Source organism: Bacillus sp. AR8-1, assembly GCF_008042345.1.
GTDB lineage: Bacteria > Bacillota > Bacilli > Bacillales > Bacillaceae_G > Bacillus_A > Bacillus_A cereus.
Map to the genome: position 1 here is coordinate 13341 of NZ_QNUB01000067.1, position 21096 is coordinate 34436.

Consider the following 21096-nt stretch of genomic DNA (forward strand, 5'->3'; position numbering starts at 1 on the left):
TGAGCCAGAACAAGGTAGAAACTCAGGTGATTGCGGATATATCTAATTTAATAAGTAACCTTGGACAAGCTACACAAGCATGGAATACGTTTTTTCAGCAGATTAGTAGACCACCTCCTATCCCACCGGCTCCACAACCGCCGTCACCTCCACCATTACCGCCAGCGCCACCAGCACCACCGCCTCCTGATTATTCAGGGTGGCGTGCTAGATTTCAAGAAGTAGGTAATCAAGCAATTGAAATGGGCCGACGTGTACAGCAAACAGGACAAACAATGCAAAATGCATTTGGTCCTGCAGCTGCAGCGTCGGCTTTTGCTTTAGGAAGTATGATTCAAAAGTCACGAGAATTTGAATCACAAACTCGTAAAGCGGCAGTTTTAACTGCAGGTGACTACGGTCAAGTAAAGAAAGCGATTCTTGATATGGCAAAGGATTCTGTGTATTCAACAGGGCAGGTAGCAGCGGCTTTTGCTGAAATGGGTGCGAAAGGTTTCGATTCGGCTCAAGCAACGTCCGCATTACCTGGTGTGTTGAGTGCAGCGGCCGCATCAGGCGAAGACCTGGGGATGGTTGCTGATACGATTACGTCAGCTTTAAACTCATTTGGTATGGAGGCAAGTCAAAGTACACATGTTGCTGATGTTCTAGCAACAGCCGCAAACGCAACAGCTGCGGGTGTAGGGGATATGCAATACGCTTTTAAATATGCGGCGGGTCCTGCAGCTCAATTAGGCATATCGATGGAAGAACTAGCGGCTTCTGTTGGTATTATGTCAAATAGCGGTATTAAAGGGGAGACCGCTGGTACAGCATTACGTGCATCTTTACTACGTTTAGTTAAACCGCCAAAAGCAGCGGCGAATGAGTTAAAACGACTTGGCGTATCTATTACGGATCAACAAGGTAATATGAAACCATTGTCTCAAATTATTGGTGAGTTGAAATCAGGAATGGAAGGTATGACAAGTGCACAAAAAGGTGCGGCGTTAGCAACAATATTTGGTACAGAAGCTGTATCAGGTATGATGGCACTTGTAGCAGCAGGACCTGAAAAGATTGATGCTTTAACACAATCCTTAGTGAACTCGGACGGTGCTTCTAAAAAAGCTGCGGACTCCATGCTTGAAGGATGGGCCGGAGCACTGACGAAAATGGAAGCCTCTCTTGATGTTGCGGCACGTGCATTTACTGACGCATTGGCTCCAGCATTAATGGCTGTAGCTGGAGTAGTTGAAACGCTGGCAAACGCATTTACAAAATTACCAGCTCCCGTGCAGACGGTGATCGCTTCCGTAGTAGCATTTACTACGGCTTTTTTAGTTATAGCAACGGTAATTGGTATGGTAACAAATGCTGTAGGTACAACGATGATTCTATTTGGTAAATTAGCTAATTATATAAGTAAAAGTTCAGCTGTAGCTTTTATTGCTAGAAATGCCATGATAGCACTGCGTGCAGCTTTTGTGTTTCTAACAGGACCAATCGGAGCAACGATTGCAATTCTAAGCTTAGTTGGGGTAGCGCTAGTTCAACTTTACAAACATAACGAGACTTTTCGAAATGCCGTTAACAATGCGTGGGAATCAATAAAAAGTGGGACAGTAGCGGCAGTTGAAGCTATGAAATCTGCTATTGATTCTTTAGGTTCTTATCTTGGGACAATACCGGAAAAATTTTCAGCAATGGGTACAGCAATCGGCGCAGCATTAGAGGCAGGGTTAATTAAAGCGGGTCAAGTGTTTTCTGGTTTTGCAACAGCTGTAGAGATTTCGCTAACTATAATAAAATCGAAATTTAGTGAATTTGGTCAGGGGATAAGTGGTGCATTTAGTTCAGCAATATCAGGACTTGGTTCAGCATTTGCCGGAATTGGGTCATCTCTTTCTCCAGTAATTGATTTTATCAAAATGTCTTTTTCCTCAATAGGAAATACGATAGCCACTTTAACACCATTAATTGTACGTTTAGGTTTATCATTTTTAGGTGTTTCAGGCCCCGTAGGATGGGTAATCGCTATTGTAGCTTCTTTAGGTGCTACGATATTTAAGTTGATAAATACAAATGATCAAGTGAAGTCTGCTTTTATGTCGGCTTGGCAGTCTATACAATCAATTTTTAGTTCTGTGATGTCTGCGATTTTGCCGGTTGTTCAGTCAATAGCTCAAGGGATTACACAAGCATTTGCACCACTTGCTCCTGAATTTGCGAAAACAGGACAAGTTATAGCAGAAAGCTTCGCTACACTTGGACCTGCTCTTTCTGAGCTAGGTACGGCCTTTGGTGAGCTAGGTACGGCCTTTGGTGAGCTAGGTTCTACAATAGCTAGTTTGTTTAGTGAAGTAGTACAAGCTGTAGTACCGATAGCACTCGACTTATTCCGTTTGTTTGGAGAAACAATCCAAGCCGTAGTACCTTTAGCGTCTGATTTATTTAAACTTTTTGGGCAAGTAATACAAGAAGTAATGCCTATGATTACTGAATTAATTCAGATGTTTGCTGATACGACAATAGAAATTATGCCAATGATAACAGAGGCTATACAACAAGTAGCTCAAATTTTTACTGAGCTAGCATCTACTGTCTTACCGATATTCCTTCAAGCTTTCCAAACGGCATTCCCTATTATATTACAAGTAATCCAGGCGGCATTTAGCATAGCAGGAATGTTAATTCAAGGGTTTGGAGAGGTCCTATCAATCATAGCAACGTCAGTGATTCCGATCATTCTGCAGGCGGTACAGGCGGTCTTCCCAGTAATAGCTGGGATTATTGCTTCTGCGATTTCCGTTGCGATTCCGATTATTCAATTATTAGGCCAGGTAATCTCTATCATAGCGACTACAGTTATCCCTTTAATTTTACAAATCGTTCAGGCGGTTTTCCCGGTAATAGTTTCGATAATTCAAGCGGCGATTCCCGTAGCCACTGCGATACTTGAAGGTCTGGCAACAATAATAAAAGGCGTAGTGATCCCAGCCATTCAATTTATTCTGTCGATTGTCCAGGCAGTCTTTCCCGCAATTATGGGCGTAATAACCTCTGCTATTGGGATAATCACCAACATAATAAAGCTTTTCACTTCAGTTTTAAAAGGAGATTGGAGTGGAGCGTGGAACGCGGTGAAAGGCATTACGTCGAGTATAATGTCATTAATCGGAAATATCATCCAAGGGGCGATAAATTTAATTTCAGCAGTCGTGACTGGTGGGCTAAATCTAGTGAAATCTATTTTTTCTAGTGTTTTATCAGCGATAGGTTCTCTAGTAAGTTCAATTTTTTCAGGTATAGGTTCAGTCATTTCATCTGTTATGAACGCAGTAGGTAGCATCATTTCCTCAATTTGGAATGCGGCTAAGTCAGCGACATCTAACATCCTAAATTCTATCTATAACACAGTGACTCAAATTTTTGGCAATGTAAAGTCATTCCTAAGCGGAATCGATTTAGGAAGCATAGGGAAAAATATGATGCAAGGGCTCTTAAATGGTATAAGCTCTATGGCTGGGGCTATTTGGGACAAAATTACGGACATTGGAAATGGAATCAAAGATAAAATTTCTGGTCTGTTATCGATTCACTCACCGAGTCGTTGGTTCAGGGATTTCATTGGTGTCAATATGATGAAAGGTTGGATTAATGGTATTGATGCCATGAAAGGTGCTGTACAAAGAACAACGGAACAAATGACTGAATGGATGAAACCTGAAGCTCTACAAGTAGAGACTGTATACGGAATGCCAAGAGGACTTGGCGCGTACCAGACAGCTAGACCACAAGTAAACTCAGGAAATACGGATGCTGGAACTGCTTCAAATTCTACAACTAGTGAAAAACAACCCGCGTATATTAATATACAGCTTGGTAGACAAGAGTTTAATAGGTTCGTTGACGATATTACTGGCGAACAAGAAGCAGTTAAAAGACGTAGAGAGGTATTTAAAGGAGGGCGGTAGATTGCTAGTTTTTAATGGGATAGATTTAGAAGAATACTTCGAGAAGAAATACGAAAAAGGATTTTTTATGGTTAACGATATAAGAGGTCGCGGAATTTTAAGTGACGAAATTAATGAGTTAACGGTACCTCACCGCCCAGGTTCATATTTTTTAAGCAAAAGGACTCCCAAGAGAGTATTAGAAGTAGATTTCTCTCTTAAGGGAGTCTCTCTTTTTGAACTAAGGAAACGGATAGACGAACTAAATGGTTTGTTAGATACGGATGGGCCTGTGGAAATATCGTTTACAGACGAGCCGGAATTAATCTACTACGGAATTAAAGAGTCAGTCGAAGAAAAGCTTGAAAAATCTAATATTCACCAAGCAACTATTTCAATAATTTGCCCAATGCCTTATAAGTTAGGACCCACTAGAACGGTGGAATTTGAAATGGACGGTCGAGGATTAATTGCAAATGTTCAAAACAAAGGAAGTGTAGAATCCAATCCAATTATAGAGGTTGAAGTGACGAAGCCTTCTACATTTCTTGATGTATGGAATGGAACGAATTATTTTCGCATTGGATATCCATTAAAAGCAGATCAGGTTCCAGTTGAAAGAAATCAACGCGTGTTATGGGACGAGATGGGGACAACCATAGGATGGACGGATGTTCCTAAAACAGAAGATATGACTGGTGAAGGGAAATTCAAATCAGATGGATACCGTTTTATGGCCGAGTATCTAGGTGAACCTACGGTAAAAGGATGGCATGGTTGTATAGCCAAAAAGAATATCCCACAAGGACCATTACAGGATTTTATCATGCAAGCTTATGTGCACATTAATAGTTATCATTGGGATCAAATGGGGCGTGTGGAAATAGGTCTTCTTGATGAAAATAGCGATTATGTAGCCCGTATATCAATGAGTGATGTCCAATGGGAAGCAGAGCAAAACAGTGGATTTGCTAGTGTTGGGAATAGTAAAAAACCGGGTGGGCAAGTCTTTATCAACGAATATGGAGATCATCCAGATACTTGGACTAACTTCAGAGGTCGCTTATGGCTTGCAAGAACAGGGAACAGATGGGAAGCATATATTTCTAAATTTATTTTAGGTACGGAAATTGATGACTCAGAGCGATTTGTAGTGTGGGTAGACGAAAATAATGTCAATATGAGCAAGGTCGCTCAAGTTCAAATCAGCATTTCTCAGTTTTCAAACAACATGTTTTGTTCGCAAATGTCCATTGATGACTTGAAAATATGGAAAGTCAATATGAATACACAAGATAATCCACCGTATATTTTCGATGTTGGAGATAAAGTGGTCATTGATACAGAACAAAGTATTGTAAGGATAAATGGTAAGAAGGCTATTAATTTAAAAGATTTTTTTAGTGATTATCCGGTTATTCAAAAAGGTTCAAACAAACTGGAAATCGTGCCTTCCGATGTGGGAATAGCCAAAGTAACGTATAGGGAGAGATATCGATGAGAGCACCTAGCGGCACACTTCATGTCATTGATTTTAAAACAGATCAAATTGTTGCTAATATCCAGCCGCAAGATTATCGGGATGATATACGTCATTGGGAGATTAAGAACAATATCGATACTTTAGAGTTTAAAGTGTTTGATAATACAGAGCATGCAGCGACACTCATGCAACAAAATTTAGTTTTAAAAGAAGTACGTGATGGACGGATTGTTCCTTACGTTATAAATAATGAAGTTGAAAAGGATTCAAGAGATAGATTACTTACTGTACACGCTTCTGGTGCTTGGGTTCAAATTGCAAAAGATGGTTATATCATGCCACAACGTATAGAAGGTAAAACAGTAAATCAATTCATGGATATGGCCCTGATAGGTATGAAGTGGAAACGCGGTAGAACGGAATATGCGGGCTTCCATACAATGACAATCGATGAAATTATAGATCCTCTTACATTTTTAAATAAAATCGCTTCGTTATTCAGTTTAGAAATTCAATATCGTGTAGAAGTGGTTGGCTCTCAGATTACCGGTTGGTACGTTGATATGATAAAGAGACGTGGACAAGAAACCGGTAAAGAAGTCGTTTTAGGTAAGGATTTAGTTGGTGTAAGACGAATCGAACATTCACGAGATATTTGTACAGCTTTAGTAGGGTTTGTTAAAGGTGAAGGCGATAAAATTATCACTGTTGAGGGTATAAATAACGGACTGCCTTATATTACAGATAGCGACGCTTTCCAACGGTGGAATGAGCAAGGGAAACATAAATTTGGTTTCTATACTCCTGAAACAGAAGATCAGAATATGTCTCCAGAACGACTTATGACACTTATGAAAACCGAATTTAAAAAACGAATAAACACATCCGTTTCCTATGAAGTAAATGCACAAAGCATTGGACGTGTATTCGGACTATCTCACGAGCTAATTAATGAAGGTGATACAATCCGAATAAAAGATACAGGATTTACACCGAAACTTTATTTAGAAGCCCGTGCAATCGCTGGAGATGAGTCATTTACTGATCCTTCACAAGATAAATATGTGTTTGGTGATTATCGTGAAATTACTGATCCGAATGAAGAAATGCGGAAATTATACAATAGAGTACTTGCTTCTTTAGGTAATAAAGCCAATAAAGAACTATTAGAACAACTAGAAAAGTTAGCGGAAGAAGCAAAAGGGACAGCCGAACAAGCTCAAAGAGAATCTGAATCCGCTAAGAAACTTGCTGAAAAGGTCCAGGAAAATCTAAAAAATAATACGGTAAATATTATTGAAGCTAAAAATCCACCGACCGATAATCTTATAGTAGGTAAAACATTATGGCGAGATATTAGCAATGGTAAACCTGGTATTTTAAAAGTGTGGAACGGTAAAGATTGGGAGCTCCTTATTCCTGATGTGGAAGCAATTAAGAAAGATACGTTGGAGCAGGTTAATAAGGATATTCAACTTACAAAAGAAGAATTAAATAAGAAAGTGGAAGAAGCACAAAATGAAACTGCTGGTCAATTCAAGGAAGTAACAGAAAACCTTCAAGAAGTTTCTTTAACTATTAAAAATGTACAAAATTCTCAAGGTGGAATTGACAAAACTGTCTCTGAAATGAAACAAACCAACGAAGGTTTTACTAAATCTATTGAATCTTTAACAAAAAAAGACGGTGAAATCACTGAAAAATTAAATACAGTGGTAGAGACTGCTGAAGGTACGAAAAAGACCCTCTCTGAGGTGCAGCAAACAACTAATAATCTAAAGAAAACCACAACTGAAATTACAGAAAAGGCTGGCCAGATTAGTGAGAAGTTGGAGATCGTAGAGAAGAAAGTTAATAACGATAAAGCTGGAGGGCGTAATCTGTTATTAGATTCAAACGTCAAATATGAAAAAACAGATTATCTAATCAATCCATATTCTCTAACTGAAAATTTTGTTGCAGGTGAGGAATATACTTTTGTAATTAAAGGGAGTGTCCCGCAAGGCCAGAAATTTGGAATTTGGCAGAATGGTGGTTCAAATAATGTTGGATATGCAACAAGTGTTTATGAGAATGGAATTACCTATGTAACTTTTAAAGCCGTAGCAGCAACGAGTGGTAATGAAAGAAAGTTGAGTCTATATAATTTTCCAAGTAACACTACAAAATCCGTTGTAGAATGGGTCGCTTTATATAAAGGTAATAGGCCACAGGATTGGACACCAGCTCCAGAAAATCAAGTAACGAATGATGAATTCACGAAGAAAACAAGCGAGATTGAAAAAAGTGTGAATGGTATTAAAGAAAGTATTAAAACGGTAGAAAAAACACAAGTCAATTTTAGCGAGCGTGTTACTACTGTAGAGAAAACAGCAGACGGTATTAGAGAAAAAGTTACTAGTTTACAAGAAATACAAACCAAACAAGGTACGCAGTTACAAGAGGCTAAAGCAGGTTGGGAAACTACTGCAAAAGCTTTGGAAGGAAAAGTAGAAATAAAAGATGTTGAAAATTATGTAGGTGGTTTAGGTACTGTAAACGAGTTACGTGATGCTGATTTTAAGTTAGGGCAGAAATATTGGTTTTGGAATAGTGGTAATGGGGCTGCTGGTTCTGTTGATACTAACTTAAAATACATAGGTATGAACACATTTTCAATTACCGGTACTGGCCAGACTCAAGATCGTTGGTGGGGACTTACAAGTCAATTCATTGAGTGTCAGGTTAACGAAGATTTTGTTGCATCGGGTTATTTCAATACTGATGGGAAAACACCTATTGATAGCGGCGGTGCATTTATTGAAATTGAATGGTGGACGGCTGACAAAAAAACTCGTGTTAAAACAGCTAGAACGAATGTTAAAGTTGTAAATAATACGTGGGTTCGTGCTGTATGTACAGATAAAGCACCTACCAATGCAGCGTTTGTGAGATGGCGTTATTACGTTACGAGAAATGGGCGTTTATGGTGTGCTGCACCTATGTTACAACGTGGTACTATAGCTACAGAATTTTGGCTACATCCGAAAGATCAAACGGATGCTGACAAAATGTTAGAGGATATCGCTAATAGAGTAGCAACTAAAGATTACGATAAAAAAGTAACCGAATTAGAAAGAAGTATCGCTGCTAATGAGGAAGGCGTTACTATCATTTCCAAAAAACAGGAAAGTTTTATTAATGAGACCTATAATGCCTATGTAAAGAAAACAGAATCGAAGTTGCAGGTATTAGATGAAGGGATCTTAGCACAAATTTTAAAAGACGGTATCATTACTTCTATCAATATGTCACCTGGTAAGATTACAATCGATGCTGAGAAACTGAATATTAATGCAGATACAATGGTCAAATGGTTAACGGCAAAAGGAATTGATACGAATCTTATTCGAATTGACGGTGATAAAATAACCATTGATAAAGACGGTGTAACTGTTAAAATGCTAGACTTCCTATTCCAAGATGAATGGGGAACAAAAACAACTGCGGTATCAAGACGAAACCTAATAGCAGATCCCGACTTTTCTAGTGTTACAAAGAAAAACATTGGGAATGCAGATTATTATGGATTTGAAGGTGGATATGGTCTTACTTGGAAGTCGTGGGGCAATGTAGTAATAGAAAAAAATAAACCTGTATTCGATTACGAGCAAATGGTAAATGCCACAAGGGTAGATATGTATAACTATCCAGAAGCAATCGTGAATAATGGTATACATCCTGGAAATGAATACACAGTATCTGCTCATTTTAGAACAGCAATGATAAATGGGGTACGTAAAACAGGGAAGCCGCGTTTACAAGTATGCTGCGTTACATTCCGAGACAATGTAAGTTACGATACATGGCATGAACAAAAAATGGATTTTCCTGAACCATCTACCTATTATGGAGAAATCAGAAGATACTCTTTCACTTTCAAAGTACCGACAAACTATATTCCGCAACAGCACGCATTAATTATTAAGGTTTGTTCTGGAAATGCTGACATGAGACAAGGTACAGCGGTTTGTGTATCGGGTGTAACGCTATACAGTGGTAAATATGCATCTATGTATAACTGGGATCGAGCAGCAGCAGAAAGGGCCGATGGTCTTCAACCGTTTAATAGAATTGCTATAGGCGGTGTAAATAACAACATAGGTCCATCTGATAACGGGCAGACCTTTGATATAAGTACAGAAAAGGATGTAAGCATAAATCAACCTATTCTAACGCAGGGAATAAATTTAGGGCGTAATAGAATGGGCCAAGCTGGATCCGCTCGTTTCTTTGATGGTGGTCAAGGCTATGGGTTTTATTTTATGGGAATGGCAGGACAATGGTACAAGCTACCTAACGTTTAGGAGGGAAATATATGGATGATTACAAAGATTTACAAGGTTATCCCTTACAAGCAGGGGAAGGTGCTCCGTTTGCTGGTAGGTTAGTAGATTCAGAAAGAAACGAAAACGGAGTATTTGTGCGAATACCTTTTGATATGCTAAACAATGCCGGTTTATATGGTGTGAATAAAGTAGAGGTGTGGGGGGAAACGGACGGAACGATATATTTTCGTATTGCAACAAGATGCGAAATATGTAAACGTGGCGCGCGTTTGTACCCACTAGATATGGGGTTTGCGAAAAAGAACATTTGTTTAGAGTGTTATACATCACTTACAGGGAATTATCCATCTCAAGAAACTCAAACAACTGAAAATATAAAGGAAACGGGGCAGCGATAAGCTGGTCTTTTTTTATTGTCTAAAAAAAGGGGTGATGGCGGTGGAACAAAAAGAGTACGAACGTATTGCGAAATTAGAAGTGCATCTTCAGACGATGAACGCCGCAGTTAAACGAATCGAGGAAAAGCTAGACTACAATCAAAAAAATTATATGCAAAGGACTGAAGTTGATGAAATGTTCAAATTCCGTGATCGAGAAATACGAGACTTAAAACTAGCGCAAGAAAAGTTGGAAAGTAACAAAAAAGCTCATATATCTATGTGGATTTCAGGACTGTCATTGGCAGTCCTTTTATTATTTAATATTTTAAATTTCTTTAAATGAGAGGGGGTGAGAGCATAGGGAACTTTGATGCAGCTTCAATTAGTCGTTATGTCGTATTAGTAATTGCTGTGATTAATAGTGTCTTAAATCTGATTGGATACCAAACGATTGATGACAAAATTACAAATGATTTAGTAGCCGTAATTACAGGAGCATTTACTTTGTATATGGCTTGGAAGAACAACTATTTGAGCAACAAAGGATTACAACAAAAAGACGTATTAGAAAAAAATAACTTACACTAAAAGGAGATGTTGAATAATGGGTTGTTTTGCAGGTTCAGGTGGCCACAATAGTATTGTACAAGGCGCAAATAGTGTATATGGGAAAGAGCATGTGGAGGATCGAAAATTCCTTGATGCAGTTGCAAAATATGTACAAGCAGCTGGATGGAAGTATGTGAATTGTTCTGATGAAGTTGGTACAACGCAAACCGCAGTTTGGAGCAATGCAGCAAATAACCACTTACGAGTGAAAGATAGTGATGTAGATTTACAATTTCATTTAAATGCTTCTCCAGGTGGTACGGGCTGTGAAGTTTGGTTGCACCCATCATACGGGAATAGAGAATTAGCAGCAAAGATTTCAAAAGCAATGGCTGATGCTTTTGGATTGAGAGACCGAGGTATTAAATTAACAACAGATTTAGGTTGGATTAATAAAACAAAGACTGGTTTACTACCTGAAATTTGTTTTATTGATAATGAAACAGATATGCAAAAATATCGTGCTAACTTTGATAAGGCTGCTAAAGCTGTAGCTGAAGTAATTACCGGTAAATCAATGCAATCAGTACCAAGCACACCACCGATAGGAGGCGAAAGAATGAAATGGACAATGAAATCAGGCGGATTAGGAATTAATTTAGCTCAAGAGATTATGGATAAACTCGCTGAATTCAAAGTGAAGGGTAACTTATTTTATGAAGGAGACGGTATTTTCTATCTACAATGTGAGCCTGTTGATGACCGTAATAAATTAGGTGCTATCACATGGTATTTCAAAGATTATAAAGATTGGTATTGCGAAGTTTATCAAGTGCAAGCTTAATAAAAGAATCGTTTGATGAACATAAATAAGAGCCGTCCTGTTGGGCGGCTTATTTGTTTATAGTTCGTAAGTACCATTTTTAATTGAAAGGGATAATTCCATGTGCTCATCTTCAGAAAGATTATGATATTTTTTCAACCCTTCCTGAATATCATTCCACTCTTCTTCAGTTCTAATTTCATTAAAATCCAATCCTTTATTAGGAATAATATATTTAGTAAGTACATATTTCAATTGACGGTCCTGCAATTTGTTTGCTTGTTTTTTTATTGACATCGAATATTCTCCTTCTCTTTAAGAATTCTAGTACGTTAAGAAAATCATACCAATTAAAGGAGAGAAATGTAAGGTGATTTTCTCGTACTATATAAATTGCGGACTGTTTAATTTATATCCACCAATTCATCAAACCTAAACTCCGTATTCGAACCAAACGCATCTGTACAATATACAGTTCTTGTCATCGGTTCGATATGTAATACATTTATGTACATGTCGTGCACCATTCCGTCACGATAGTAATAGATGTGTATTTCTTCTTTATTTTGTAAAGAATTCAGTAGTCCGATTTGCAGTTGTTCTTTCATATCCTCAGTAACAATTGGTTTTGACATTTTATTTAAGTCATTCAGCATCTCTCTAATTCCTTCGAACTGCTCTGGTAATGAGGCGAAAGGCTGCCATTTGACCATACCTCTCCCGCGTAATTTTGGTGTTCCCCAGTTATGCTTTTCCATGATGATCCCCCGATTCATATAATTTATGTCTATTATACACAAACGTTTGTTCTTTTTTAAAATATTTCTTCCGATACAAAGTTCGTAATTCACGTGGACAGGTGTTTTATATTACAAAAAATCCAACATACATGAAAGTAAGCTAGAAGTAGGCTCCTATTATATAGGAGCCTACTTTCTTTTTTTTGTACACATATATTTGTATTCTGGTATCATAAAAAGGAATATAAAGGGAGAGGTGTAGAATAAATGGCTCTAATATCATATGCGTCAAATAGAGGTTATATAGAAATTAATCCTAATAACATTCCTAACGAGTTAAAAAATAAACGCATCATTATTCAAGATTTAGATGCAGATGGGAATGTAGTACAAGAAACTGTAGCAAACGAGAGTGATAAAGATACAATGTTATCTGGCCTTGTTGCAAAGTACGGGTTCGCAGCGTTAACACCATTAGAAGCTTTAGGTGAATTTACAGATGAAGAGAAAAAAATAGTAAATTACATAACTGATGAAGATTGTAAGTACCTTACAGATAAAAGAATTCAAGAGTTTAGGAGTTTGTTTGATGAACACGGAGTTAGAAAAATTGACTTCGCTCTACAAATTTCTCAAGGAAGTCATCTTAATCCATATGCCTCTTATCATACTTACTTTTTAGTTCAAATGGGTAGTGAATACGCTCGTTCCTATACCTTTAAAGAAGCTTTAGAATTCATTGAAGAAAGAGATGGCATATATTATGCAATAACAAAAGAGGGAAATCGTCATTGGGATTTTATAGATAAACCTACAAAAAAACAAGCTCGATATCAAAGAAATAAACACGGTAATCGTATTGTTTTTAAGAGTTTTACAGATTGGAAAGAGTATCTTGTGAGTGAGGATGAACTAGATTAATGTTCCTTATTATGTATGTTATGATTTTGCCTATATAAATTTTTGTGATAGGGGAGTGGATTATACTAATGGGTGGTCAAATAACGGAAATAGAAGCTGTAAATAAAATGATGGAAATTGATCCTCCTGAAAAAGTAGATGAGGAAATACCGGAAAATGATTTATCGTCTAAACAGAGCGCTAATACATTATTTAATTTTACAAAGAAGTTTGAATGGCTAACTGAAATATTAAAAAGAAAGGCATTTTCTCCAAGATATAATGACGAAAACATTGAGGTGTATGGGTTAGGGGATGAAAAGACAATTTGTTTTCCCATGACATGTTTTTGTGATATACACTTAAAGCGCCTTAATCCTCATATGATAAAATATGGAGGCTATGGTATAGGATTAGAAAAAAGCTGGGGAATCAATGCTGGTGTGCAGCCTATTCAGTACATAAATATTAAATCACCATATCATAAGGAATTTGCTGAACTATTTACAAAATCATTGAGAAGTATGAATGAAAGCGACGATGTATTGACAGAGTATCAAAACTTTCTTTTAACTAATTTATTATATTTAAAGCCTCTAGAAGGAATGATGAGGAACTCAGATGATGATGATTTGTCCAAACATAATTTTCATGATGAAAGGGAATGGCGTTATATTCCAGATTTAAGTACGCAAGAGGACTTAACGTTATTAATCCCTGCAGGTCATATGTCACCGCAAGCACGTCTAAGTTATTCAAAAGCTTTAGGAAGAAATCCGGAGTTTTGGTTAAGTTTCGAATATAGTGATATCAAACACTTGATAGTTAAAAATGAGCAATATCGAGAGTTGCTAATTCATTTTATAATAGATGAATTAAACATTGAAAGTTTTGAGAAGATGTTGTTAGTTTCTAAGATAATTGTTTGGGAAAATATTGTAAAGGATTGGTGATTCTATGTTTTCAAATTTTAAGCAGGCATTTAAGAAAGACGAAAGTAAGAATGCCAAAATACCACAGGCTGTTTTGGATGCCTTAAGTGAAGATTTACCAAAAGGGTTAAAATATGTTCCAATAGATAATCAACAAATAAAAGCAGTTCCTGAAGAAGGTAATGAAATTAGAATCACGATATCGAGTTTAAAAGTAAAGTTACCGGATGGATTAAAATTAAATTCACCTGAAGAGTTACAAGAATTTTTATATCGTACACAACAAAAAGTACAAACTGATGGAGAAAGTATAAAAATAAATGGAGAAAAAAAACCGTTATCAGAATTAATAAAAAAACCATTTCAGCCTCAAAAAATCATACCTGGTAAAATTAAATATGAGATAGAGCCTCAGCCGTTTCCCGAACCCAATCCATTAGAGGTTACTTATGAGGAAATGGGTATAACTAAAGTTTTCCATGTGAAGAGGCAGCCCTTGGCTGATATGAAAAAAAGTTTATTTAAAACTATAGATTCCGATCCAATTGAAATCATTTTTACAATTGATGAAGAAGATAGTTCTGTAGCATTTAATGTAAATATGATGTTATCAAAAGTTACCAGTGTCGAAGAGATTATAAAAACAATAGAGCTATATAAGGGTTTTTTAAATGGGAAAGTAAAATTAGCTGATGTAATTCAAACGCCGATAATGAATGAAGTAGATGGAATAGACTCTATTGATGACGCCTTACGCTATTGGGAAAAAGTATCGGCTATTGGTAAAAAGTTGCAGTTAGAATTTAATCCGCAAGAAGAGATTGATGAAAAAGGGCTACTTCTTGTCGATCGACTGTATAAATCCTTGATTGAGAATGCACCTTATAAAATGCCGGTAATGATTGAAAAATTTACCACTACAACAAGTGAAGCGCTAAATAAAAGTGAGTTTTCAGATGGTAAGGGTATGGCATTTCAGTACAAGAATACGGAAATCTTTACATTATATGGGGTTAAGTTTAATATATTTAGTGCCGTGGCTTTGCTTAATTGTAAAATTAGTAATATTGAAACTGTGGAAACCAATAAATACAAGTTTAATATAGAACCAGCTTATGGAGATTCTATTGAGCAAGCTTCAAAACACTTTATTAGTCAGGAAGAACTAGACAAGTTCTTCACTCCACCAAGTAGTGCTTTAGAGGCGTTATCAAAAGCTGAAGATCTATAAAAATAAGCCTTCTTAATTGAAGGCTTATTTTTATACAATAGCAAACTTAATTTTTGTATTTTTATTTACAATACGTCTAACTCGAAATTTCGAGGACGTATCAAAGTTGAATATCTTCGTAATAACCTTATTTTCTTTACTCATTAAAAGCATCTCGTTAAGTGGTTCGTCTTCTTCAATTATTATCTCTAGTTTTTCTCCGTCTTCATCAGTTAACTCGATTTCGATATACTGGAACTCAATTGGTTGTGTTGTAACATTAATAAATCGCAAGGATAATTCTAAGCCATTCTTCCCACAACTCTTAACTTTTTCAAGCTCAATGCTTACATTTCTGGTGGAAGCTTCTAAATCTGCAAGTGCGGAAACGGCAGATAAATATTTTTCTTTATCACCCTGCCAAATTTTATAATCTGTAACTTCTAACTCTAATGTTTGAATAATGCTGTCTCTAAATTTATCTAATCCAACTGGATCATTCATTTTAAATGAAATTTTAGTGGGATCAATCGCTCCAACTATTTGCTTGAAATCAAAATTAGGAGTAAGAACTGTAGTGTATTCTTTTGATGTAATCCACGCTGCACCCATTTCGTTTAGACAAGGTGCGCTTTGATAATAATTATCTGAAAGAACGAATAATACCATAATGTTATTATTTTTCAATTCGTTTTTAAGAAATTCATAGATACTCTTACCATGCGGAATATCATAACCCGGTAAAGAGCTGCAGAAAATACTTTTTGAGCTCTTCTTGATACCAATGTCATTAAGTAGGTCTACTAATTCTTTTACATACTTTACATCTCTTGAAGCATGGCTAATAAAAATTTTCTCTATTTTGTTTGAATGATTTGCTTCCTGGTTTGTATTGGACAAGGAAAAGTCATAGTCTTTTAAGGACTGGAGCATTCCAATTAAGTACTCAAATCGTTCGAATCCATCTCCGTGAGCTTTATTGGCTGCTAGAGCGAAGTCATTTTTGAAGCTTTTGTCATGAACATTTTCATTTACAAACATTTTACATCTTTGAATCCATGATACATAATCAGGACCTGAAATGTAGTCATAGTATTCACCTGAGACAAAACACTTTTCTGCCACATCAGGTCCTTCGCTAATTAAATCTAATCGTTGTTGATGTAAATCCTTCATTATATTCTCCCTTATAGATAATATTTAATTTGTTAATTAACGTGTTAGATTTCCAGCTTTCCATTCTACTAAAGTACGTTTCTTACAACTCCCACAATCAAAATAACCGGTTCCTTTAGAAATTCTACGCTTATGATTACAATTAGGGCATTGTACTTCTTGTTTTTCAAATGACGCGTATATAAAGCCTAATGAAAAGAGAAAAAGGGGAATAGCAAAAAATAGCCCGACTATTGTGATACCTAAAATAACAGAAAAAATGATACCAAAAATACCGAAAACCAATGAAGTTTTACGGCCGAATTTTTCTTTTCCGGAACTCTTTTTTTGATCCACTTCAATGATAAACGTATTACCGTCTGCTGTTGTTTTTGTCTCCATATTTCTCCTCCTTTATTACTTTCAAATAAGTATATCAGAGTATTTGGAAATGTGTTTACAAATAAAAACAGTACATTTATTTTATGTACTGTACAACGTCTTCAATACGATATGTTTTCTCCATACCTTTTTCTTCAGCTAGTTGGTTTAAAGCATCCAGGATTGACTTTAATGTGTCAAAACGTACAAGACCAACCTCACCATTAACTAGATTACTAATAGTGGCAGGACGAACTTTTGATTCCACTGCTAACTTGTTTTTGGTAATCCCAATTTCCTCCATCGTTTCTCCTAAAGTGAATACCATAGAACTCATGGTAATACCTCCGTTCATTCCGATCATTTATTACTTTTCATTTTACACAATTTACATATCAAAGTAAAACTTTTTTCGAAAGACTATTGACGTATGACTCCTGAAGTTATATATTATCACTAATAAAGTTTTACTCCTAGAGTCATACTTTTGTATAAATGTGAAGGGTGGAACAGTATAGATGCAAAAAATAAGCGATTACTTCGGTTTAGAAACAAAATCTGATTGTATTTGGTTTTATGGTTTTTATACTGTGGCTTCGGTTTTATTCGTTATTAATATGCTTATAGCTCACGTGCTATAAGCTCTTTCTTTAACTAAATATCGGACAACCTCCAGCCTCGTGAATATCCTTATTCAAAAAAACAGATATACACGAGGTCTAGTTTCTTATTGTCTTTTTTAGGTAACTAAGAGGAGGATCCACACGAGGAATGACCTAACACTCGTTAAACTTGAACAGGTTAGCTAAGCCAACGTCAGAAAGTTAAGCGTCCTAACGAATAATGTTTCCTTGTTTGCGTTGTTAGGAGTCTAGGCGAGTACGGCCATTAACGGTACGGCGGTTGCTTGGCGTGTTACGGCACGGGTAGCAGCTGATAATGAAAGAATTATAGGTTACGAGTAATGAAGGATACGCCAGTAGTGCATTTCCTTTCCTGATTCTTTCTGCAGATAGGACAAGCTTTATCTGTAAAAAGTCAGCTGTGTAAGAGATTACAGCGTTTAAACAAGGTGTTACTATACGGATTCCTTAACCCGATAGACCATGATTGACAGAACGTCTACTTTACGACGCTTTTTATTTTTGAAGCGTTGTAAGGTAGTCATTCTCTGCCCTAGCCGTTGTCCTGTACCCTCATCCCATGATTGTCTGCCGAAAGCAAAAGTCAAGTGTAAAAAAAAATAAAGATAAAAACTTATTAAGGCTGGAGGGGGAGGAATTACTCCTCGATGGTCCAGATCTCCTCAATTGGTTTACCGAGTTCCTTACAAATTAGATAGGCTGTATCAAAACGAGGTTTAGTACGATTACGAACAATTGCACTAAGAGTAGAGTCGTCAACTCCAATACGTTTTGCAAAATCACTCTGCTTAATATCAAGCTCTGCAAAGATTACTTTGAGTCTACATTTAAACTTCATATACGTTCACCTCAAAGATTTACTTTCTATATACAAAAATAAACTCCTTTATAAATAGTACAAGCTAGAAAGAAAAAAATTGGTGTGGACGTGCAAAAATAATTCTCCAGGTCATATACCTATATCAAGACCACGAGGAATACCAAGTGGAAATAAGGACATCAAGAAGGGGAAGGTGAGGAACAATGAGACCTGGATATAAGTATTTAAACCGCATACAACTGTATCGATCCCAAACACTTTACAACATGTACGCAGCTTCAAATGACTATGCCGAAGTACGATGTGTGTACGATCACATTGCAAATCACAATATGTTACAAAATCCGAACTACGTCGATATCGTTGACTTATTAGGAGAAGAAGAGCCTTATGGTCCGTATAACGAAATAGGGATTCAGAAAAGGATTGATGCGTACTTAGAGGACTGTAAACAGTGGAGGGATGAACGATGAGGTGGCAATATGATTATTTGAACGACACGCCGTATCTGTATCCCTCTAAAGAGCTGAGAAGCATGTATAAAGAGTCCAGGGGTAAAGGTGAAGTAAACTCTATTCTAAAACATATGGAAAGACACGAGGTATCTAACAACAAAGAGTACCGCGGTTACTACAGTTTATCTAACGATATTATGGAAGATCTATACGGGGAAGAGGAAGAAATTCTTGAATGGGATGAAATGGTTAATCAGTATCAACCGATTCTCACGTCAAAAGGATTACAACTAAAAAGAAAGAGGGATTCGATATGACACTTGCTGGGGAAGCTATAGTAATTTGGACAGCGACAGGATTGTCTGTAGTGGCGATGAAGGCAGCTGAAAAAATGGGGATGAGTGTTCCACATTGGCTTCCACGTATGACGATGTATACAACTCTTACCGGCTCGTTTTTGTATCTTCTACGTTATGTGCTAATGGTGTTTCTTTGAAGGCATGGAACCTGGAATCATGGGACACTTTGTTATATAAGAAAAACAACTTGTATGTAAATCTTCCAGTAAAGAGCAACTATATCCTTTAAGGATATATAAGGAGTGAACCCCTATGCTTGAATTGTTATTAATACCTGCAGTTTCGCTCGGGTACGCTTTACTAAATGATAGTTTAAAAGGTAAAGAGGATGATAGAAAGAAAATACAAGTATTCTTTGCAGTAAGTGGGATTGCAATTAGGAAGGATGAAAAATTACATTATCCGGTTTTTCTCGAAAGAAAAGAAGATGATCGTAGTACGACTTATGTATATAAACTTCCGTTAGGGATGCCATCTAAATTAATACAAAAGGTTGAGGATGTTGTAAGTGAAGGATTAAATAAGCATGTACGTATCAAATACGATAACTACAAGATAATGATTCGGGTATTCAGTAAACGTATCCCACAAAAGTGGTGTTGGAATGAAGGGCTAGTAAAAAAAGGTGAATGGCAAGTACCGATGGGGCAAAGCCTCGAGAAGTTAATTTATCATGACTTTGATAAAACTCCTCATATGGTACTTGGTGGTCTTACACGAATGGGGAAAACAGTATTTATGAAAGTGCTACTTACTACTTTGATTGAGGCGAATCCTGAAAATGCTCACGTATATTTAATTGATTTAAAGGAAAAGGGATTGGAATTTAGCGAGTTCAGCGGCTTAAAACAGGTGGTGAAAGTGGCTGACTCTGTAGAAAAAGCACATCAAGTACTAAAACAAATAATGAAAAAAATCGAAGAGCGTGGAAAATTCATGAAGGAAAATGGTTACAAAAATATTGTTGAAACAAAAGAAAAAGATCGGTATTTCGTTATTGTTGACGAAGGTGCCGTGCTTGCTCCGGCCAAAGGATTACCACGTCATGTTAATAAGATCCGAGAAGAGTGTCAGTACATGCTTAGTTATATAGCGACTGTATCGGGCGGCTTAGGATTTCGTTTGATTTTGGCTACACAGTATCCTACAGTTACATCAATTCCATCGGTAGTAAAGCAGATGTCTGATGCGAAGTTAGGGTTTCGGCTACCAACATATAAGGCATCTGAGGTTGTTCTTGATGAATCGGGACTAGAAACATTGCCGTCCTTACCTGGTAGAGCTATTTATAAAACTGATCGACTAACTGAGCTGCAGGTACCGTTTATTAGCGATGAAATGATGTGGGAACACCTAAAACAATACGAGGTGAAAAAAGATGAACATCCAAACACATATCAAAATAAACCGTCAGATGACGATTCTGACCTCGATTAGAAAGTTGAAATTCGCAACACGTAGGCATCTAATGGCGGTGCACGATATGGGAGGGATTCGTAACGCAAATCGTATTTTAAAAGACCTCAGTCCTTATGTAAATAACGCAGTGTATCAAAAAGAATACGTGTATTATTTAAATAAAAAGGGCCGTGAACTGTTCGATGATACTGAGAAGATTGTACCAAATAGTCGACTAGCACACAGCTTAATGAGAAATGAAGCGTGGCTCTATCTGTTTTGTCCCGACGACTGGCAGATAGAAACAACTATACGTTATAAAGTAGATGATAAAAAGAAGACAATTATTCCTGATGTGAAGTTCAGGGATGAAGAAGGTACACTAAATGCTGTTGAAATAGATCGTACGCAAATGATGATTGTGAACGCTGAAAAGATGAGCAGGTATAGGGAATTTTCGTTATACTACAAAAATAAATACAACGGAAAAGTACCGCTCATTCATTTCTTTACCATGACAGAATACAGACAAAAAAAGCTGGAGCAACTTGCAGCTAAATACGATGTGTATGCGAAAGTTTATGTGGTTCCAGGTGTTTAATTC

Annotated in this window: 22 protein-coding genes; 16 read left to right on the forward strand and 6 right to left on the reverse strand. The window is 36.8% G+C overall.

What is annotated here, in order from left to right; all coding sequences use genetic code 11:
* Positions 1–26 precede the first annotated feature (26 nt).
* From DN400_RS28175 to DN400_RS28205, 7 genes are read left to right on the forward strand one after another with little or no spacing between them, the layout of a single operon-like run.
* Complete coding sequence (locus DN400_RS28175) at positions 27–3956, forward strand: phage tail tape measure protein (RefSeq protein WP_147802089.1); 3930 nt, start codon at positions 27–29, stop codon at positions 3954–3956.
* 1 nt (position 3957) lies between these two features.
* Positions 3958–5436 (forward strand): distal tail protein Dit, encoded by a 1479-nt coding sequence (locus DN400_RS28180; RefSeq protein WP_147802072.1) that lies wholly within the window; start codon positions 3958–3960, stop codon positions 5434–5436.
* Positions 5433–9764, forward strand: a complete 4332-nt coding sequence (locus DN400_RS28185; protein WP_147802073.1) for a phage tail spike protein — start codon at positions 5433–5435, stop codon at positions 9762–9764. The genes DN400_RS28180 and DN400_RS28185 overlap by 4 nt, the downstream gene beginning before the upstream one ends.
* An 11-nt stretch (positions 9765–9775) precedes the next feature.
* Positions 9776–10144, forward strand: a complete 369-nt coding sequence (locus tag DN400_RS28190) for a hypothetical protein (protein ID WP_147802074.1) — start codon at positions 9776–9778, stop codon at positions 10142–10144.
* A 34-nt stretch (positions 10145–10178) separates the two neighbouring features.
* On the forward strand, positions 10179–10469 hold the full coding sequence (locus DN400_RS28195; RefSeq protein ID WP_231122442.1) for a hypothetical protein: 291 nt from the start codon (positions 10179–10181) through the stop codon (positions 10467–10469).
* A 14-nt stretch (positions 10470–10483) separates the two neighbouring features.
* Complete coding sequence (locus tag DN400_RS28200) at positions 10484–10714, forward strand: phage holin (protein WP_078993282.1); 231 nt, start codon at positions 10484–10486, stop codon at positions 10712–10714.
* A gap of 16 nt (positions 10715–10730) precedes the next feature.
* Positions 10731–11519, forward strand: a complete 789-nt coding sequence (locus tag DN400_RS28205; RefSeq protein WP_147802075.1) for an N-acetylmuramoyl-L-alanine amidase — start codon at positions 10731–10733, stop codon at positions 11517–11519.
* Between the two features lie 57 nt (positions 11520–11576).
* On the opposite strand, the gene DN400_RS28210 is transcribed toward DN400_RS28205, so the two are convergent.
* On the reverse strand, positions 11577–11795 hold the full coding sequence (locus tag DN400_RS28210) for a hypothetical protein (RefSeq protein ID WP_078993280.1): 219 nt from the start codon (positions 11793–11795) through the stop codon (positions 11577–11579).
* A gap of 107 nt (positions 11796–11902) precedes the next feature.
* Positions 11903–12256 carry a YolD-like family protein gene (locus DN400_RS28215; RefSeq protein ID WP_147802076.1) on the reverse strand — a complete coding sequence of 118 codons (354 nt, stop codon included), beginning with the start codon at positions 12254–12256 and terminating at the stop codon, positions 11903–11905.
* 249 nt (positions 12257–12505) lie between these two features.
* Between DN400_RS28215 and DN400_RS28220 the strand changes: the two genes are divergently transcribed.
* From DN400_RS28220 to DN400_RS28230, 3 genes are all read left to right on the forward strand, one after another.
* Positions 12506–13159, forward strand: coding sequence for a hypothetical protein (locus DN400_RS28220; protein WP_147802077.1), 654 nt, complete (start codon positions 12506–12508; stop codon positions 13157–13159).
* Positions 13160–13227: 68 nt separating this feature from the next.
* Entirely contained in the window at positions 13228–14091 is an 864-nt protein-coding gene (locus DN400_RS28225; RefSeq protein ID WP_147802078.1) for an abortive infection system antitoxin AbiGi family protein, read from the forward strand.
* Positions 14092–14095: 4 nt separating this feature from the next.
* Positions 14096–15301, forward strand: coding sequence for an abortive infection system toxin AbiGii family protein (locus tag DN400_RS28230; protein WP_147802079.1), 1206 nt, complete (start codon positions 14096–14098; stop codon positions 15299–15301).
* A gap of 30 nt (positions 15302–15331) precedes the next feature.
* Here DN400_RS28230 and DN400_RS28235 read toward each other — a convergent pair whose 3' ends face one another.
* From DN400_RS28235 to DN400_RS28245, 3 genes are all read right to left on the reverse strand, one after another.
* Complete coding sequence (locus DN400_RS28235) at positions 15332–16456, reverse strand: toll/interleukin-1 receptor domain-containing protein (protein WP_147802080.1); 1125 nt, start codon at positions 16454–16456, stop codon at positions 15332–15334.
* A gap of 36 nt (positions 16457–16492) precedes the next feature.
* Entirely contained in the window at positions 16493–16837 is a 345-nt protein-coding gene (locus DN400_RS28240) for a DUF1385 domain-containing protein (protein WP_147802081.1), read from the reverse strand.
* 76 nt (positions 16838–16913) lie between these two features.
* A complete protein-coding gene (locus tag DN400_RS28245; RefSeq protein WP_098398976.1) occupies positions 16914–17153 on the reverse strand; it encodes a helix-turn-helix domain-containing protein in 240 nt (79 codons plus the stop codon).
* 181 nt (positions 17154–17334) lie between these two features.
* On the opposite strand from DN400_RS28245, the gene DN400_RS28250 reads away from it, so the two are divergent.
* Positions 17335–17457: a DUF3961 domain-containing protein gene (locus DN400_RS28250; RefSeq protein WP_001169625.1), complete on the forward strand. Its 123-nt coding sequence runs from the start codon at positions 17335–17337 to the stop codon at positions 17455–17457.
* Positions 17458–18097: 640 nt separating this feature from the next.
* Here the strand turns inward: DN400_RS28250 and DN400_RS28255 are convergent.
* Positions 18098–18298, reverse strand: a complete 201-nt coding sequence (locus DN400_RS28255; protein ID WP_000669091.1) for a helix-turn-helix transcriptional regulator — start codon at positions 18296–18298, stop codon at positions 18098–18100.
* Between the two features lie 185 nt (positions 18299–18483).
* Between DN400_RS28255 and DN400_RS28260 the strand changes: the two genes are divergently transcribed.
* The 5 genes from DN400_RS28260 to DN400_RS28280 all read left to right on the forward strand — a co-directional run bounded on the left by DN400_RS28260 (position 18484) and on the right by DN400_RS28280 (position 21093).
* Positions 18484–18753 carry a hypothetical protein gene (locus DN400_RS28260; protein ID WP_147802090.1) on the forward strand — a complete coding sequence of 90 codons (270 nt, stop codon included), beginning with the start codon at positions 18484–18486 and terminating at the stop codon, positions 18751–18753.
* Positions 18750–19052, forward strand: coding sequence for a hypothetical protein (locus DN400_RS28265; RefSeq protein ID WP_001267618.1), 303 nt, complete (start codon positions 18750–18752; stop codon positions 19050–19052). Before DN400_RS28260 ends, DN400_RS28265 begins: the two co-directional genes overlap by 4 nt.
* A complete protein-coding gene (locus tag DN400_RS28270; protein WP_098159769.1) occupies positions 19049–19231 on the forward strand; it encodes a hypothetical protein in 183 nt (60 codons plus the stop codon). Before DN400_RS28265 ends, DN400_RS28270 begins: the two co-directional genes overlap by 4 nt.
* Positions 19232–19346: 115 nt before the next feature.
* The gene (locus DN400_RS28275; protein ID WP_147802082.1) at positions 19347–20531 is read left to right on the forward strand and encodes an FtsK/SpoIIIE domain-containing protein; all 1185 of its coding nucleotides are present in this window, start codon (positions 19347–19349) and stop codon (positions 20529–20531) included.
* The gene (locus DN400_RS28280; protein WP_147802083.1) at positions 20473–21093 is read left to right on the forward strand and encodes a replication-relaxation family protein; all 621 of its coding nucleotides are present in this window, start codon (positions 20473–20475) and stop codon (positions 21091–21093) included. The genes DN400_RS28275 and DN400_RS28280 overlap by 59 nt, the downstream gene beginning before the upstream one ends.
* Positions 21094–21096: the final 3 nt, after the last annotated feature.